We start from the raw sequence: 16,724 nt of genomic DNA, 5'->3' as shown, positions 1-16,724 counted from the left end.
CCCGAAGCCATCGAATTGGCCGAACGGCCGACTTCCGCGCGTGCCAATCACGTTTCAAAATCTTTCTGACGAATGAATCGTCATGCGCGACATCGGCCGAAAGGCGCATTTTCTCACGTGCAAATCGGCAGTTCGTCGAGCCTGATACGCATGAAAAACGCATCGTGCGCATGCGCTGAAAACGCTGCGGAAAATATGAGTAAAAATGACCTTTTTCAGGCCCTCAAAAACAGCAAAAAATCCCGGAAAGCCTTATCTGGCGGGCGTTACAACCTGAAACACTTTGTTACCGCGACGGGTCATTAATTCGCCCACAATGGCCTCAACGGTTTCAACACGGATGCGGTCTCGTGTGCCAAGTGTGAGCGGACGCGAAGCGCTGCGAGCCAGTCGGTCACGTACCGAAGCCCTTCCGAGGGGCATCCCTGTTGGAGTCGTTTCCGGCCCCCCGCCGGATTCGGTTTCATCTTTGGTCTCCTCGCGCTAACCCCGTAGCGTGTGGTTTTTAGCGGGCTAATAAGCCCGCTTTTTTTCGTCCATCGAAAGCGCAACGGCCCGCAGGCCGCCGCGTTTTTCCCGCCTTCATGCCGCACTACGCGGTCTTCTGCACGTCGAGCTTCAGCTCCTCGATCATCCGGTCGCGCATCACGAACTTCTGCACCTTGCCCGTCACCGTCATCGGCAGCTCGTCGACGAAGCGGATGTAGCGCGGGATCTTGTAGTGCGCGATCTGCCCGTTGCAGAACGCACGCACGTCGTCCTCGGTCATCTGCTCGTCCGCGCGCAGCACGATCCACGCACACAGCTCCTCACCGTACTTCGCATCGGGCACGCCGAATACCTGCGCGCTCTGGATCTTCGGATGCCGAAACAGGAATTCCTCGATCTCGCGCGGATAGACGTTCTCGCCGCCGCGAATCACCATGTCCTTCAGCCGGCCGACGATGTTGCAGTAGCCGTCCGCATCGAGCGTCGCGAGGTCGCCCGTATGCATCCAGCCGTCCACCAGCACCTCGCGCGTCTTCGCGTCGTCGCCCCAGTAGCCGAGCATCACCGAATGGCCCTTCGTGCACAGCTCGCCGGTTGCGCCGACCGGCACGATCTCGCCGTTCGGGTCGACGATCTTCACCTCCAGATGCGGCTGGATGCGGCCGACCGTCGTCGTGCGCTTTTCGAGCGGATCGTCCGTCGAACTCTGGAACGACACCGGGCTCGTTTCCGTCATCCCGTACGCAATCGTGATCTCCGACAGGTGCATCTGCGACACGACGCGCTTCATCGTCTCGATCGGGCACGGCGAACCGGCCATGATCCCGGTGCGCAGCGTCGACAGGTCGAATTTCGCGAACTCGGGGTGATCGAGCTCCGCGATGAACATCGTCGGCACGCCATGCAGCGCTGTGCAGCGCTCGTCGGCCACCGCCGCGAGCGTCGCGACCGGGTCGAACGCCTCACCCGGGAACACCATCGCCGCGCCCGTCGACACGCACGCGAGCACCGCGAGCACCATCCCGAAACAGTGATACAGCGGCACCGGGATGCACAGCGTGTCCTGTTCGGTGAAGCGCATCGCCGCCGCGATCGAGCGCCCGTTGTTGACGACGTTGCGATGCGTGAGCGTCGCGCCCTTCGGGCTGCCGGTCGTGCCGCTCGTGAACTGGATGTTGATCGGCTCGCTGGCCGCAAGCGTCGCGCCGATCGCATCGAGCAGCGCGGGATCGACGGCCTGGCGGCCGCGCGCCATCACGTCCGCGAAGCGGAACATGCCGGCCGGCGCGACGTCGCCCATCGACACGACCGTGCGCAGGCTCGGCACGCGCGCCGCATGCAGCTCGCCCGGCGTCGCGCTCGCGAGCTCCGGCGCGATGGTCTGCAGCATCTCGACGTACGCGGACGTCTTGAAGCGCTCGGCGGCGATCACGGCCTTGCAGCCAACCTTGTTCAGCGCGTATTCGAGCTCCGACAGCCGGTAGGCCGGATTGATGTTGACGAGCACGGCGCCGATGCGCGCAGTCGCGAACTGCGTGAGCAGCCATTCGCTGCGGTTCGGCGACCAGATGCCGACGCGATCGCCCTTCACGATGCCGAGCGAGGCCAGGCCGGACGCCAGCACGTCGACCTCGTTCGCGAACTCGCGCCAGGTCCAGCGCACCTGCTGCTCGCGGAACACGACGGCCGGACGATCGGGAAAGCGGCCCGCCGTGTCGAGCAGGAACCGGCCGATCGTCGCTTCGGAGAGCGGTACGTCAGTCGTGCCGCGTACGTACGACAATCCGTTTTCGGGCGCGATCAGCGCCCCCACGCCAAGGTCTACTGCCATGAATGTCTCCGTCCTTTTGGTCTGGTCGGCCTGCGCACTTGCGGCGCCCGCCTCCGCCGCGCAATCGCGACGGACGGCCTCGACGCAGATGATGACGCGCGCGGCTGACGACACTCTGACAGCAAATCGCGGCGGACGGATGAAATAGCACGACCGGACGGAACGATCCGGCCCGCAAAAATCAGACGAACCCGACGGACGAAAAAAAAGCAGCCCGAAGGCTGCTTTCTTTCGCGGGACACGCGGCGCGGCTCAGTGCCGGCTGCGAATCTTCGCCAGACGCTGGATCGCCTCGAGCTGCGCCATCGCGGTCGCAAGCTCGGATTGCGCCTTCGCGAGGTCGAGATCCGACTTCGCGTTCTGCAGCGTTTCCTCGGCACGCTTGCGCGCTTCCTCGGCTTTCGCCGCGTCGAGGTCCTTGCCGCGGATCGCGGTATCGGCGAGCACCGTCACGGCGCCCGGCTGCACTTCGAGAATGCCGCCTGCGACGAACACGAATTCGTCGTTGCCGCCCTCGACTTCGATGCGCACCGCACCCGGACGAATCCGCGTGATCAGCGGCGTGTGGCCCGGCAGAATACCCAGCTCACCCGTTTCGCCCGGCAGCGCGACGAATTTCGCCTCGCCCGAGAAGATCTGCTCTTCCGCGCTGACGACGTCTACTTTGATGGTTGCCATATCGACTCCTGTCGACGAGTGCGAACGCCTCACGGCGCCTGCCCTCGTCCCATGCACGGCGGATTGAGCGTGTTGCGGTCGGCGCGGCCGGCCCGGTTACCGGTCAGTGAAGACCGACACCCCGGCCAGCACGCGCCGTGCGACTCACTCGAACCCTTACGAGATCTTCTTGGCCTTTTCGAAGGCTTCGTCGATCGTGCCGACCATGTAGAACGCCTGTTCCGGCAGGTGGTCACACTCGCCGTCGACGATCATCTTGAAGCCGCGGATCGTTTCCTTCAGCGGCACGTACTTGCCCGGCGAGCCCGTGAACACTTCAGCAACGTGGAACGGCTGCGACAGGAAACGCTGGATCTTACGAGCGCGCGCGACCGACAGCTTGTCTTCCGGCGACAGTTCGTCCATACCCAGAATCGCGATGATGTCGCGCAGTTCCTTGTAGCGCTGCAGCGTTTGCTGAACGCGACGGGTGATCGAGTAGTGCTCTTCACCGATCACGTTCGGGTCGATCTGGCGCGACGTCGAGTCGAGCGGGTCGACCGCCGGGTAGATACCCAGCGAAGCGATGTCACGCGACAGAACGACGGTTGCATCCAGGTGGCCGAAGGTCGTGGCCGGCGACGGGTCGGTCAAGTCGTCCGCAGGGACGTACACGGCCTGGACCGACGTAATCGAGCCCTTCTTGGTCGACGTGATGCGCTCTTGCAGCTTGCCCATTTCTTCAGCCAGCGTCGGCTGATAGCCCACTGCCGACGGCATACGGCCGAGCAGTGCCGACACTTCGGTACCGGCCAGCGTGAAACGGTAGATGTTGTCGACGAAGAACAGCACGTCGAGGCCTTCGTCACGGAAGTGCTCGGCCATCGTCAGGCCGGTCAGCGCGACGCGCAGACGGTTGCCCGGCGGCTCGTTCATCTGGCCGTACACCAGCGCGACCTTGTCGAGAACGTTCGAGTCCTTCATTTCGTGGTAGAAGTCGTTCCCTTCACGGGTACGCTCGCCCACGCCCGCGAACACGGAGTAACCGCCGTGTTCCTTCGCGATGTTGTTGATGAGCTCCATCATGTTGACGGTCTTGCCCACGCCAGCACCGCCGAACAGGCCAACCTTGCCGCCCTTTGCGAACGGGCAGATCAGGTCGATGACCTTGATACCCGTTTCGAGCAGTTCGGTCGACGGCGACAGTTCGTCGAACGCCGGAGCCTTCTGGTGGATCGAACGCGTATGTTCGCTTTCGATCGGGCCGGCTTCGTCGATCGGACGGCCGAGCACGTCCATGATCCGGCCGAGGGTCGGCTTGCCGACCGGCACCGAGATCGGCTTTGCCGTGTTCTTCACGGTCAGGCCGCGGCGCAGGCCGTCGGATGCACCCAGACAAATGGTACGGACCACGCCGTCGCCCAGCTGCTGCTGGACTTCGAGCGTCAGTTCCGAGCCATCGAGAATAAGCGCGTCGTAGATCTTCGGCATGCTGTCGCGCGGGAATTCCACGTCGATAACGGCGCCGATGCACTGTACGATCTTGCCTTCTACCAAAGCAGCAGTACTCATCGCTTTTCCTTTAAATACCTGATTCTTTACTCGCGCAAAGGCGCAGTTGTCGTCCGTGGCGCGCGCTTAAACAGCAGCTGCGCCGCCGACGATCTCCGACAGTTCTTTCGTAATCGCGGCCTGACGGCTCTTGTTGTACACGAGCTGCAGTTCGCTGATCACCGTCTTCGCGTTGTCGGACGCGGCCTTCATCGCGACCATGCGCGCCGATTGCTCGGACGCCATGTTTTCCGCGACGGCCTGGTACACCAGCGCCTCGACGTAACGCACGAGCAGTTCGTCGACGACTGCCTGCGCGTCCGGCTCGTAGATGTAATCCCACGACGTGGCCGGCGTACCGTCATCGGCTTCGAAGTGCTCCGACGACAGCGGCAGCAGTTGCTCGATCACGGCTTCCTGCTTCATCGTGTTGACGAAGCGCGTGTACGCGATATAAACGGCCGACAGCTTGCCTTCCGAGTACAGGTCGAGCTGCGTCTTCACCGCGCCGATCAGCTTGTCCAGGTGCGGGGTGTCGCCGAGGTGCACGACCTGCGACATCACCTTCGCGCCGAAGCGGTTCAGGAACCCGAGGCCCTTGCCGCCGATCGCGGTGGCTTCGACCTTCTGGCCCTTCTCTTCCAGCTCCTTGAACTTCTGCACCGTCGCACGCAGCACGTTGGTGTTCAGACCGCCGCACAGCCCCTTGTCCGTCGTGACGAGGATGATGCCGGCCGTCTGCGCGCCGTCGTTCGCCACCATGAACGGGTGGCGGTACTCCGGGTTCGCGCGGCTCATGTGCGCGGCGATGGCACGGACCTTGTCCGCATACGGACGAGCGGCGCGCATGCGTTCCTGCGCGCGGCGCATCTTCGATGCGGCCACCATCTCCATCGCCTTCGTGATCTTGCGCGTGTTCTGCACGCTCTTGATCTTGCCGCGAATTTCCTTCATTCCAGCCATAGCTTGCTCCTTGACCGAAGCGGCGCGGGCGCATCAGCACCCGCGCGGCCTCAGTGTGTCACTCGCGGATCAATAGGCACCGGACTTCTTGAAGGATTCGATCGCCGAGCGCAGTGCGCCTTCGTCGTCCTTCGAGAGATCCTTGGTGTCTTCGATGCGCTTGATGAGGTCAGCGTGGCTGGTCTTCAGGCTTTCGCGCAGGCCCTTCTCGAACGGCAGCACTTGCTTCACGTCGAGGTCGTCGAGGTAGCCGTTGTTCGCGGCGTACAGCGACACGGCCAGTTCCCACACCTGCAGCGGCTGGTACTGCGGCTGCTTCAGCAGTTCCGTCACGCGGCGGCCGCGCTCGAGCTGCTTGCGGGTCGCTTCGTCGAGGTCCGACGCGAACTGGGCGAATGCCGCCAGTTCACGGTACTGCGCGAGGTCGGTACGGATACCGCCCGACAGCTTCTTCACGACCTTCGTCTGAGCGGCGCCACCGACGCGCGACACCGACACGCCGGCGTTGATTGCCGGGCGGATGCCTGCGTTGAACAGGTCGGTTTCCAGGAAGATCTGGCCGTCGGTAATCGAGATCACGTTCGTCGGAACGAACGCGGTCACGTCGCCAGCCTGCGTTTCGATGACTGGCAGTGCCGTCAGCGAACCGCTCTTGCCCTTCACTTCGCCGTTCGTGAACTTCTCGACGTACTCTTCCGACACGCGAGCAGCGCGCTCGAGCAGACGCGAGTGGAGATAGAACACGTCACCCGGGTATGCTTCACGGCCCGGCGGGCGGCGCAGCAGCAGCGAGATCTGACGGTATGCCCAGGCTTGCTTGGTCAAGTCGTCGTAAATGATCAGCGCGTCTTGGCCACGGTCGCGGAAGTATTCGCCCATCGTGCAGCCGGCGTACGGTGCGAGGTACTGCATCGCTGCCGAGTCCGAAGCCGAAGCGGCGACGACGATCGTGTATTCCATCGCGCCCGTTTCTTCGAGCTTGCGAACCACGTTCATGATCGACGAAGCCTTCTGGCCGATCGCGACGTAGATACAGATCAGGTCCTTGCCCTTCTGGTTGATGATCGCGTCGAGCGCCACCGCGGTCTTGCCGCACTGACGGTCGCCGATGATCAGCTCACGCTGGCCACGGCCGATCGGCACCATTGCGTCGATCGACTTGATGCCCGTCTGCACCGGCTGCGACACCGACTTGCGCCAGATCACGCCCGGGGCGATCTTTTCGATCGCGTCGGTCAGCTTCGCGTTGACCGGGCCCTTGCCGTCGATCGGGTTGCCGAGCGCATCGACCACACGGCCGACGAGTTCCGGACCAACCGGCACTTCGAGAATGCGGCCCGTCGTCTTGACGACGTCGCCTTCCGAGATGTGTTCGTATTCGCCGAGAATCACCGCGCCGACCGAGTCGCGCTCGAGGTTCAGCGCGAGGCCGAACGTGTTGCCCGGAAACTCGAGCATTTCGCCCTGCATCACGTCCGACAGGCCGTGGATACGCACGATACCGTCGGTCACGGAGATCACGGTGCCCTGGTTGCGAACGTCTGCGCTCGCTTCAAGGCCCTGGATCCGGCTCTTGATCAGCTCGCTGATCTCAGAGGGATTGAGTTGCATTATTCGCTCCTGATAGTCAATTCTGTTGCGTGCCGGCGTGGCGCTCAGGCGGTCAAGGCTGCCTGCATCGATGCGAGGCGCGCGCGAACCGAGGTGTCGAGCACTTCGTCGCCGACCGTCACGCGCACGCCGCCGATCAGCGACGAATCGACTTCGACCGTCGGTTTCAGCTTGCGCTTGAACTTGCGCTCGAGGCCCGAGACGAGACTCTCGAGATCCGCGCCGTTCAGCGGGAACGCGCTCACGATCTCGGCGTCGGCTGCACCTTCACGTTCGTTCTTGAGCGCCTCGAACTGCTCGGCGATTTCCGGCAGCAGCGCGATGCGATGATTGTCGACCAGCATCTGCACGAAGTTCTTCGCTTCAGCGCCAGCCGCGAGCGGCGACTTCACCGCAACAAGCAGCAACTCGGCTACTTGCGTGCGCGTCACCTTCGGGCTCGACGCGACCGACAGGACTTCCGGCAGACGCGCAACCTGGGCCAGCTCTTGCACGAGCGTGGACCAGGCGGCGATGTCACCGCCCTCGGCCACGCGGAACAGCGCTTCTGCGTAAGGGCGGGCGATGGTTGCAAGTTCGGCCATGATCAGAGCTCGGCTTTCAGTTGATTCAGCAGTTGGGCGTGGGCCGTTTGATCGACTTCGCGCTTCAGGATCTGCTCGGCGCCCTTCACGGCCAGCGTAGCGACTTCGCCACGCAGCGCTTCGCGCGCCTTCACGATTTGCTGTTCTGCTTCCGCCTTCGCCTGGGCGATGATGCGGGCGGCTTCAGCCTGGGCGTTGGCCTTGATTTCCTCGGCGACCGCCTGGGCACGCTTTTCGGCGTCGGCGATGCGCTGCTGGCCGTCATTGCGGGCCTGCGCGAGTTCCTGGTCCACGCGCTTGTGCGCTGCGTCGAGTTCTGCCTTGCCCTTTTCGGCGGCGGCGAGGCCGTCGGCGATCTTCTTCGAACGTTCGTCGAGGGCGTTGATCAACGGCGGCCACACGAATTTCATCGTGAACCACGCGAGGACCAGGAACACGACCATTTGCGCAAACAGAGTTGCGTTGAGATTCACGGTGTTTCCTTATCTGCTATTCCGGAAAAATGAAACGGTAAGGCGCTCATCGAGTTGCATTCGATCAGCGCCCCAAGTCTCCGTTCCGCCCTGCGCCGGCTTGCGCCGGACGCATATTTCCGAGGAACCTTAGCCTGCGAGCTTCGACAGGAGCGGGTTCGCGAACGCGAACAGCATTGCAACACCCACGCCGATCAGGAATGCCGCGTCGATCAGACCAGCCAGCAGGAACATCTTCGTTTGCAGCGGGTTGATGAGTTCCGGCTGACGTGCGCAGGCTTCGATGTACTTACCACCCATCAGCGCGATACCGATACAGGCGCCGATTGCACCCAGGCCGATGATGATGCCGATACCGATGGCGGTCAGACCCTGGATGTTGGCGATGTAAGCTTGCATGATCACTCCTTTGTGAAAAGACTTGGAACTGAGATTTAAAAAACTAAAACGGAAACTCTTTCTTGCACGCCGCGCTTAGTGCTTGTCGTGCGCCTGGCCGAGATACACCAGCGTCAGCATCATGAAAATGAATGCCTGCAACAGAACAATCAGAATGTGGAAGATTGCCCAGACGCTACCCGCGATCACATGACCAATGAAGCCGAGGAACGTTGCGTCGCCACCGAAGCTCCACATGCTGCCGAGCAGGGCGATCAACAGGAACAACAGCTCACCCGCGTACATGTTGCCGAACAGCCGCATACCGAGGGAGACGGTCTTCGCGAGATATTCGACGATGTTGAGCGCGAGGTTCGGGATCCACAGCAGCGGGTGGGCGCCAAACGGTGCCGACAGCAGCTCATGCACAAAGCCGCCCGCGCCCTTGATCTTGATGCTGTAGTAGATCATCAGGACGAACACGCCGAGCGCGATGCCGAGCGTGCCGTTCAGGTCGGCCGTCGGGACGATGCGATGGTGGGAAATCACGTCCGACAGACCGAGCCAGCCGATCACGCGGCCCGGCAGGTCGACGGGGAGGAAGTCGAGGGAGTTCATCAGCGCGACCCACACGAACACCGTGAGCGCGAGCGGAGCGATGAAGGTACGGTTGCCGTGAACGATGGCCTTCGATTGGTCTTCGACCATCTCGACGAGCATCTCGATCGCGCACTGGAAACGGCCCGGCACGCCCGACGTCGCCTTGCGGGCAGCCAGACGCAGCACGAGGATCGTCACGATGCCGCAAACGATCGACCAGAACAGCGTGTCGAGATTCCAGACGTGGATGTCGAAAATCGACGTCTGATGCGAGGTGGAGAAATTCTGCAAGTGGTGCGCAATGTACTCGGACGGATCCGGACCGCGCGTGCCTTCGCTAGCTGCCATATCGTTAATGCCACCCAAATTGTCGAAAATCGTTTTGCCAGTTCCGCAACACGCTATTGCGGGAACGGGCCGGTGCGGTTCTTGTCGAAACCGCACGCTGCTTGTTCGTTACCGCCAGGCCAGCGCGATCCAGTACGTCTTCAGCACGACGAGGTACGTGACGAGGAACGGCACCCAGTGCACGCCGGCCCAGCCGAACGCCACTGCTGCGAACATCCCGATCGTCAGGCCGAGCTTCAGGGCTTCGCCCATCACCCAGCTCATCACGGTGGCCGAGCCACCTGCCTTCAGTCGTGCCACGAACAACGCACTGGGCACCCAGCCAATCGCTCCGCCCAGAAACGCGGATTGCGCAGCGGCACCCGGTGACTTCGAAAACAGCCACCACGCCAGCGTTGCAACCAGGGACAGAACCACTTGCGCGAATACCACCTTATAGGGGGTCACGCGCGAGGGCTTGCTCACGCTCGGGCCGAACAGCTTTTCGGCTTCTGCCCGAGTGAGCGGAACGATGTTGTTATCTTGTTGCTCGGCATCCCAGTCATCATCGAATTCGCGCCGCTCGCCGGCCGCTGAAGCGGTGCGTTGCGTGCGCTGATCATCGTGCCTGTCGTGCGGCGCCTGACCCGCCATCGCAATCTTCCGCAAAATCCTTGAACCCGGCCCCAAGCTTTCCGAAAGCTTTCAGGGGTGCCTAGCTAACAAATCCGGGCGATTGTAAGCGATAGTTGCAAGTGATTCAAGGCTTTAGACGCGACAAAAACCTGCGTAAAACGACGCCTCATCATGTGAAAAACGCGCGATTCGACGACGTACGATGACAGTTGTAAGGTCGCTTTTTGGCGCCGGTATTTCTTGCTCGAAAAAATCCGGCGACGAGGAAATGGCGAGGAAACGATGCCCGGTGCGGGCGCCGGCGGAGCGGCACGATCACCACCCAAGATCCACGCTGTGACGCAGCCCCGGGCTCGGGCTCCGCATGACACCCCGAGCAGACGAAACACTGTGGCCACCCGGCCGCGCCTGTTGCGTGAAATTGGGACCGACGCTGACGCATCGAACCATCCAATCAGTTGTCATGCCACCACAGTCGATCGACTGTGGCTTGCCGCACTTATCAACAGCCCGCACCAGCACGAATGCTGTGCACCCGCCCCACCGCCCGAGTGGCACGCCTGTGCCACGCACACCCGCATCGCTCAACCGTGAACGAGCAGCCATGCACCGAGTGCCGCGCTTGCGAGCGCGAACGGAATCGAGACCAGGTGGAACGGCAGCCACATGCGCGGCTCCTTCGCGAGACGCACCGCGATCAGGTTCGCAAGCGAGCCGATCGCGAAGCCGAATCCGCCGACCGATACGCCGAACGCGAGCGCGCGCCAGTCACGCGTGAACTCCGACAGCAGGATCGCGGCCGGCACGTTGCTGATGCCCTGCGACAGCACGGCACCGGCCGCAAAGATGCGCAGCGATGAATCGAGGCGCGCATGCGCAATCGCGTCATGGATGACGGGCAGCGCAGCCGCGCTGCGCAGCACGACGAACATCAGTACGAAAATCAGTAGCAGCAGCCAGTCGATCTTCAGGACTGCGTCACGTTTTACGACAAGCAGCACGATCGCGACGGCAACTAGGCCCGGCAGCGGATGGTGTGCATCGGCGAGCAGCACGAATGCCGCGAACAGCACCGCCGCGATCAGCGCGTGCATGCGTTGTACGGGAATGGCGACGGCATCGCCGGACAGGTCGAGCGGCTTCGCGCGAAATGCGCATGCCGTCAGCACGAACAGCAGCGCCATCAGCGCGATCGCGAGCGGCCCGAGCGTGACCACGAAGCGGCCGAACGACACACCGCTCAATTGCCACAGGAAGAGATTCTGGGGATTGCCGAGCGGCGTCGCGACGGACCCCGCATTGACGGCCAGCGCGACGACGATCACGAGCCGCCGGAACGGCAGCGGCGTCAGCGCACGCAGCGACACCATCAACGGCACGACGACGAACAGCGCGACGTCGTTGGTGAGCCACATCGACAGCAACGCGGCGAATCCGACCAGCAGCATCGCCAGGCCGCGTTCGGAGTGCACGTGATGCACGATGCGGTGTGCGAGCCACATCAGGCAGCCGGACAACTCGAGCGCCTTGGTCAGCATCAACAGGCCGGCGAGCGTCGCGACCGTCTGCCAGTCAACACGGTCGGCCAACACGGACAATGGTTGCGGACGCACCCATTGCAGCAGGATCAGGCCCAGCGCGAGCACCGATAGCACGGGCTCCTGTGCAAGCCATCCGAGCCACCTTCGCGGCGCCGGCGCGCCCGTCTCCTCCATTGGCCGCCCGTTACTCTTCGGTTGCAACGTTGCCGCGCAGTCGCGCGAGAATGCCCTCGAGCGCGTCGAGGTTGCCGAAGTCGATCGTCACCTGCCCGCGCCCGCGGCGGCCAAGTTTGATCTTCACCGTCGACGCGAGCAGGTCGGACAACTCCTCCTCGAGACGGCGCGTATCGCGGCCGCCGTCGTCCTTCGCACGCGCCTTCACGGCCGGCGCTTCCTTCGTCGTGTGCGAGACGAGCTTCTCCGTCTCGCGTACCGACATGCGCTTGTTGACGACCTGATGGGCGAGCGTGATCTGCGTGGCGGCATCGACGGCGAGCAGCGCGCGCGCATGCCCCATGTCGAGATCACCGGCCAGCAGCATCGTCTGCACCGGCGAGGCCAGGTTCAGCAGGCGCAGCAGGTTCGACACCGCGCTGCGCGAACGGCCAACCGATTCGGCCGCCTGTTCGTGCGTGAAACCGAACTCGTCGAGCAGGCGCTGGATACCGTGCGCCTCTTCAAGCGGGTTCAGATCCTCGCGCTGGATGTTCTCGATCAGCGCCATCGCCGCGGCGGCCTGATCCGACACGTCCTTCACGAGCACCGGCACTTCATCGAGGCCCGCCAGGCGTGCCGCACGGAAACGGCGCTCGCCTGCGATGATCTCGTATTTGTCTGACGAAATGGGCCGTACCAGGATCGGCTGCATCACGCCCTGCGCGCGAATGCTCGCCGCGAGCTCCTGCAGGCTGCCTTCGTCCATCCGCGTCCGCGGCTGGTACTTGCCGGCCTGCAGCTTGCCGAGCGCGAGCGTGTTCGGTGCGCCTTCGATCTTCACCGCTTCGGTGATATCGGCACTGCCGCCGAGCAGCGCTTCGAGGCCACGTCCCAAGCCCTTCTTCTTTGGTACCGCGTTCATGTCTTTCTTCCTCGCTTCGCTCATGTCCGGATCACGACACCTCGAACGCGCGAACGCGGTCGATCATCTCGGCACCGAACTGGAGATACGCTTGCGCACCACGCGAGTTGCGGTCGAACACGACGCCCGGCAGCCCGTAACTCGGCGCTTCCGCCAGGCGCACGTTACGCGGAATCACCGCGTCGAACACCTTGTCGCCGAAGTGCGCTTTCAGTTGATCGGAAACTTGCTGCTGCAGCGTGATGCGCGGATCGAACATCACGCGCAGCAAGCCGATGATCTTCAGGTCGCGGTTCATGTTCGCGTGCACCTGCTTGATCGTGTTGACGAGATCCGACAACCCTTCCAGCGCGAAGTATTCGCACTGCATCGGGATCACGACGCCGTGCGCCGCGCACAGCCCGTTCAGCGTCAGCAGCGACAGCGTCGGCGGGCAATCGATCAGCACGAAGTCGTATTCGTCGGCCACGTGCTCGAGTGCGGCCTTCAGCCGGCGCTCGCGGTTGTCGATGTTGATCAGCTCGATCTCGGCGCCGGACAGCTCGCGGTTCGCGGGCAGCACATCGTAGGTGACGCCGTCCGGGCGTATGCGCGCGTCGGTCACCGAGACGCCGTCGACCAGCACCTCGTACACGGTCGCTTCGCAAGCAGCCTTGTCGATCCCGCTACCCATCGTCGCGTTGCCCTGCGGGTCGAGATCGATCAGCAGGACTCGTTGCTCCTGCGCTGCAAGGCTTGCGGCGAGATTGACCGATGTCGTCGTCTTGCCGACGCCCCCCTTCTGGTTTGCAACGCAGAAGATCTTTGCCATCGTTGGTGTGTTCCCTTTACCTTCAAACAAACGGCGCGCTACTGCGCGCCTGCCCTTCAATTCGCTTCGTCGACGGCCACTTCGATCAGATGCCGTTCGGCATCGAGCATCGGTACCGCCAGCCGTATCGTCTGCTTCACGCGGCTACCTTCCGGCAATCGCGCAATCTCGTCGTCCGGACGGACGCCCTTCATTGCCCAGATCGATCCGCCCGGCGCGACCAGATGTCGGGCAAGTTTAACGAAGTCGGACAGATCCGCGAAAGCGCGGGATACGATCATGTCGAATTTTTCCGGCACTTCGACCCCCGGCTGCAGCGATTCGACCCGCCCGGTGACCACCGACAGGTTCGCGAGCTTCAACTCCGCGCGCATCTGAGTCTGGAATGCAGACTTCTTCTGCACGATATCGTTCAGCGTGATCTGCCAGTCCGGCTCGACGATCGCCAACACGATACCGGGCAACCCGCCGCCCGAGCCGACGTCGAGCACGCGGGCCGATGCCCGGCCACGCAGATGCGAGACGATGGAGAGCGAATCGAGGATGTGCTGGATCAGCATCTGCTTCGGGTCGCGAATCGCCGTCAGGTTGTAGACCGCGTTCCACTTGCCGAGCAGCGCGACATAGTCGAGCAGCTGGTTGCGTTGTGCATCTGTCAGCGCGAGGTCAAGCACCGTCGCGCCCTCGACGAGCATCTGTTCCAGTACGTCCCGATTAACCGCCGGCGCGCGACGCGCCGTCATTGTTGCGTCGGGACGACGCCGTCCCCCTGCTCCGTTGCCGCTTCAGCAGTGCCCTTGCGGCGGCCCAGGCCACGGCGCTTCAGGTGCACCATCAGCAGCGAGATCGCCGCCGGCGTGACGCCCGAGATGCGCGACGCCTGCCCGATCGTCTCCGGCCGGAACTCGTTGAGCTTCTGGCTCACCTCGAACGACAGGCCGCGGACTTCGCGGTAATCGATACCGTCCGGCAGGCGCGTATTCTCGTTCGCATCGTTGCGCTCGATCTCGGACGCCTGGCGCTCAATATAGCCCTGATACTTGATGCCGATCTCGACCTGCTCCTTGATCTGCTCGAGCAGCACCGGATCGTCGGTCAGCGGCTCGGCGGGGCCGCATTCGCCGCCCTTCAGCCCGCACACGCCGTCGTAGCTGATACCCGGACGGCGCAGCAGCTCGGCGAGGCTGTATTCGTGATCGATCGCCTTGCCGAGGAGCGCGGTCGCCTCTTCCGGCGGCAAGGTCTTCGGCGTGACCCACGTCGACTTCAGGCGTTCGGTTTCACGTGAAACAGCGTCGCGCTTCCGGTTGAATGCGTCCCAGCGCGCGTCGTCGACGAGCCCAAGCTCGCGGCCGATCTCGGTCAGGCGCATGTCGGCATTGTCTTCACGCAGGCTGAGACGATACTCGGCACGGCTTGTGAACATCCGGTACGGCTCGGCCACGCCCCGCGTCACGAGATCGTCGACCAGCACGCCAAGGTAGGCCTGGTCGCGGCGCGGGCACCATGCGTCCTTCTCCTGCACGTAGCGGCCCGCATTGAGGCCGGCCAGCAGGCCCTGCGCGGCCGCCTCTTCATAGCCGGTCGTCCCGTTGATCTGGCCCGCAAAGAACAGCCCGTTGATCGCCTTCGTCTCGAGCGACGCCTTCAGCGCGCGCGGGTCGAAGTAGTCGTACTCGATCGCGTAGCCAGGGCGCAGGATATGCGCGTTCTCGAGGCCGCGCATCGAGTGCACGAGCTCAAGCTGGACGTCGAACGGCAGGCTCGTCGAGATCCCGTTCGGGTAGAACTCGTTGGTCGTCAGCCCTTCCGGCTCCAGGAAGATCTGGTGCGATTCCTTCGATGCGAACCGGTGAATCTTGTCCTCGATCGACGGGCAATAGCGCGGCCCGACGCCTTCGATCACGCCTGTATACATAGGCGAACGGTCGAGACCGCCACGAATGATGTCGTGCGTACGTTCGTTCGTGTGCGTGACCCAGCACGGCAGCTGTTGCGGATGCTGCTCCGCGCGGCCCAGGAACGAGAAGACGGGGACCGGATCGAGATCGCCAGGCTGTTCGGTCAGCTGCGAGAAATCGATCGAGCGGCCATCGATACGCGGCGGCGTACCGGTCTTCAGGCGGCCCTGCGGCAGCTTCAGCTCCTTCAGGTGCGACGACAGCGACACGGCCGCCGGATCGCCCGCGCGACCGCCCGTGTAGTTGTTCAGGCCAACGTGGATCTTGCCGTCGAGGAACGTCCCGGCGGTCAGCACGACCGCGCGGGCGCGGAAGCGGATGCCGATCTGCGTGACGGCGCCCACCACGCGGTCGCCTTCGACCATCAGGTCGTCGACGGCCTGCTGGAACAGCCAGAGGTTTGGCTGGTTCTCGAGCCGGCGTCGGATCGCAGCCTTGTACAGGATGCGATCCGCCTGCGCACGCGTCGCACGCACAGCCGGGCCCTTCGACGAATTGAGGATCCGGAACTGAATACCGCTCTCGTCCGTCGCGGCCGCCATCGCGCCGCCCAGCGCATCGACCTCCTTGACCAGATGGCCCTTGCCAATGCCGCCGATCGACGGATTGCAGCTCATCTGCCCAAGTGTTTCGATGTTGTGGGTCAGCAGCAGTGTCTTTGCGCCCATGCGGGCGGACGCCAGCGCCGCTTCGGTGCCGGCATGGCCGCCACCGACGACGATGACGTCAAATTCTGTGGGAAAAAGCATGGTGGATTCCGTACGCAGAACTGCGCACGAACCTATCTGAGAAATGTATGGGCCGAATTATAGCGGGTTCGCTTTTCACTCGAAGGCCAACCGAATGGTAGGGTCTGTGCATTTCGTCGTTTTTTTCGGTGGTGGGTCGATGAATCCGTGATTCAAAGCCCACTTCCGCAAAGCTTCCGGCCCGCCCGCCGCACATCGTTGCGCCTGTGCAGAGATCCATTTGTCCGGAAATTTCACGTGGAACATACAACCCGCTCGAGGTCTTTGCCCCACCCAACACCGCGGACGAAACACCCTGTGCAATCACGCCCGCCCCTTCCTCACAGAATTTTCGTCGGCTCGTTCGACACTTATCCCCTGTGACGCGGCACATCGTCGGCCTGTGACGAGTGGCCAACTCCGAACGGCAAACCGGATCGCCATCTGCGCTGTGGATACCTGCACCCATCGCCACTGCACAGCGCTTTTGACTGTTCCTCCGCAA

General features: G+C 63.1%; 15 protein-coding genes. All 15 read right to left on the bottom strand.

Going from position 1 to position 16,724, the window contains the following annotated elements; genetic code table 11:
- Positions 1-592: 592 nt before the first annotated feature.
- Positions 593-2,320 carry an AMP-binding protein gene (locus HWX39_RS21170; protein ID WP_175969826.1) on the bottom strand — a complete coding sequence of 576 codons (1,728 nt, stop codon included), beginning with the start codon at positions 2,318-2,320 and terminating at the stop codon, positions 593-595.
- Between the two features lie 252 nt (positions 2,321-2,572).
- A complete protein-coding gene (locus tag HWX39_RS21165; RefSeq protein ID WP_006477288.1) occupies positions 2,573-2,998 on the bottom strand; it encodes a F0F1 ATP synthase subunit epsilon in 426 nt (141 codons plus the stop codon).
- Between the two features lie 156 nt (positions 2,999-3,154).
- Positions 3,155-4,549: a F0F1 ATP synthase subunit beta gene (gene atpD / locus HWX39_RS21160; RefSeq protein WP_014895501.1), complete on the bottom strand. Its 1,395-nt coding sequence runs from the start codon at positions 4,547-4,549 to the stop codon at positions 3,155-3,157.
- Positions 4,550-4,615: 66 nt separating this feature from the next.
- Complete coding sequence (gene atpG / locus HWX39_RS21155; protein ID WP_034209645.1) at positions 4,616-5,491, bottom strand: F0F1 ATP synthase subunit gamma; 876 nt, start codon at positions 5,489-5,491, stop codon at positions 4,616-4,618.
- A gap of 69 nt (positions 5,492-5,560) precedes the next feature.
- On the bottom strand, positions 5,561-7,102 hold the full coding sequence (gene atpA, locus HWX39_RS21150; RefSeq protein ID WP_175969825.1) for a F0F1 ATP synthase subunit alpha: 1,542 nt from the start codon (positions 7,100-7,102) through the stop codon (positions 5,561-5,563).
- A 44-nt stretch (positions 7,103-7,146) separates the two neighbouring features.
- Positions 7,147-7,686: a F0F1 ATP synthase subunit delta gene (locus HWX39_RS21145; RefSeq protein ID WP_175969824.1), complete on the bottom strand. Its 540-nt coding sequence runs from the start codon at positions 7,684-7,686 to the stop codon at positions 7,147-7,149.
- A 2-nt stretch (positions 7,687-7,688) separates the two neighbouring features.
- Entirely contained in the window at positions 7,689-8,159 is a 471-nt protein-coding gene (locus tag HWX39_RS21140) for a F0F1 ATP synthase subunit B (protein WP_039351436.1), read from the bottom strand.
- Positions 8,160-8,288: 129 nt separating this feature from the next.
- On the bottom strand, positions 8,289-8,558 hold the full coding sequence (atpE, locus tag HWX39_RS21135; RefSeq protein WP_006482730.1) for a F0F1 ATP synthase subunit C: 270 nt from the start codon (positions 8,556-8,558) through the stop codon (positions 8,289-8,291).
- A gap of 75 nt (positions 8,559-8,633) precedes the next feature.
- Positions 8,634-9,485, bottom strand: coding sequence for a F0F1 ATP synthase subunit A (gene atpB, locus HWX39_RS21130; protein WP_175969823.1), 852 nt, complete (start codon positions 9,483-9,485; stop codon positions 8,634-8,636).
- Positions 9,486-9,593: 108 nt separating this feature from the next.
- Positions 9,594-10,118, bottom strand: a complete 525-nt coding sequence (locus HWX39_RS21125) for an ATP synthase subunit I (RefSeq protein ID WP_175969822.1) — start codon at positions 10,116-10,118, stop codon at positions 9,594-9,596.
- Between the two features lie 566 nt (positions 10,119-10,684).
- On the bottom strand, positions 10,685-11,815 hold the full coding sequence (locus HWX39_RS21120) for an SLC13 family permease (protein WP_175969821.1): 1,131 nt from the start codon (positions 11,813-11,815) through the stop codon (positions 10,685-10,687).
- Positions 11,816-11,825: 10 nt separating this feature from the next.
- Positions 11,826-12,719, bottom strand: coding sequence for a ParB/RepB/Spo0J family partition protein (locus HWX39_RS21115; protein WP_175969820.1), 894 nt, complete (start codon positions 12,717-12,719; stop codon positions 11,826-11,828).
- Positions 12,720-12,750: 31 nt separating this feature from the next.
- Complete coding sequence (locus HWX39_RS21110) at positions 12,751-13,530, bottom strand: ParA family protein (RefSeq protein WP_175969819.1); 780 nt, start codon at positions 13,528-13,530, stop codon at positions 12,751-12,753.
- 56 nt (positions 13,531-13,586) lie between these two features.
- Entirely contained in the window at positions 13,587-14,273 is a 687-nt protein-coding gene (rsmG, locus tag HWX39_RS21105) for a 16S rRNA (guanine(527)-N(7))-methyltransferase RsmG (protein WP_175969818.1), read from the bottom strand.
- Positions 14,270-16,240: a tRNA uridine-5-carboxymethylaminomethyl(34) synthesis enzyme MnmG gene (gene mnmG, locus HWX39_RS21100; RefSeq protein ID WP_175969817.1), complete on the bottom strand. Its 1,971-nt coding sequence runs from the start codon at positions 16,238-16,240 to the stop codon at positions 14,270-14,272. The genes rsmG and mnmG overlap by 4 nt, the downstream gene beginning before the upstream one ends.
- Positions 16,241-16,724: the final 484 nt, after the last annotated feature.

Source organism: Burkholderia sp. BCC0322, from assembly GCF_902833045.1.
Classification (GTDB): domain Bacteria; phylum Pseudomonadota; class Gammaproteobacteria; order Burkholderiales; family Burkholderiaceae; genus Burkholderia.
This window is presented reverse-complemented; position numbering and strand designations above follow the sequence as displayed.

Bases quoted from the DNA above. Each gene is read 5' to 3' on its own strand.
- HWX39_RS21170 (WP_175969826.1), bottom strand. From the start codon at position 2,320: ATGGCAGTAGACCTTGGCGTGGGGGCGCTGATCGCGCCCGAAAACGGA.
- HWX39_RS21165 (WP_006477288.1), bottom strand. From the start codon at position 2,998: ATGGCAACCATCAAAGTAGACGTCGTCAGCGCGGAAGAGCAGATCTTC.
- atpD (WP_014895501.1), bottom strand. From the start codon at position 4,549: ATGAGTACTGCTGCTTTGGTAGAAGGCAAGATCGTACAGTGCATCGGC.
- atpG (WP_034209645.1), bottom strand. From the start codon at position 5,491: ATGGCTGGAATGAAGGAAATTCGCGGCAAGATCAAGAGCGTGCAGAAC.
- atpA (WP_175969825.1), bottom strand. From the start codon at position 7,102: ATGCAACTCAATCCCTCTGAGATCAGCGAGCTGATCAAGAGCCGGATC.
- HWX39_RS21145 (WP_175969824.1), bottom strand. From the start codon at position 7,686: ATGGCCGAACTTGCAACCATCGCCCGCCCTTACGCAGAAGCGCTGTTC.
- atpE (WP_006482730.1), bottom strand. From the start codon at position 8,558: ATGCAAGCTTACATCGCCAACATCCAGGGTCTGACCGCCATCGGTATC.
- atpB (WP_175969823.1), bottom strand. From the start codon at position 9,485: ATGGCAGCTAGCGAAGGCACGCGCGGTCCGGATCCGTCCGAGTACATT.
- HWX39_RS21125 (WP_175969822.1), bottom strand. From the start codon at position 10,118: ATGGCGGGTCAGGCGCCGCACGACAGGCACGATGATCAGCGCACGCAA.
- HWX39_RS21120 (WP_175969821.1), bottom strand. From the start codon at position 11,815: ATGGAGGAGACGGGCGCGCCGGCGCCGCGAAGGTGGCTCGGATGGCTT.
- HWX39_RS21115 (WP_175969820.1), bottom strand. From the start codon at position 12,719: ATGAACGCGGTACCAAAGAAGAAGGGCTTGGGACGTGGCCTCGAAGCG.
- HWX39_RS21110 (WP_175969819.1), bottom strand. From the start codon at position 13,530: ATGGCAAAGATCTTCTGCGTTGCAAACCAGAAGGGGGGCGTCGGCAAG.
- rsmG (WP_175969818.1), bottom strand. From the start codon at position 14,273: ATGACGGCGCGTCGCGCGCCGGCGGTTAATCGGGACGTACTGGAACAG.
- mnmG (WP_175969817.1), bottom strand. From the start codon at position 16,240: ATGCTTTTTCCCACAGAATTTGACGTCATCGTCGTCGGTGGCGGCCAT.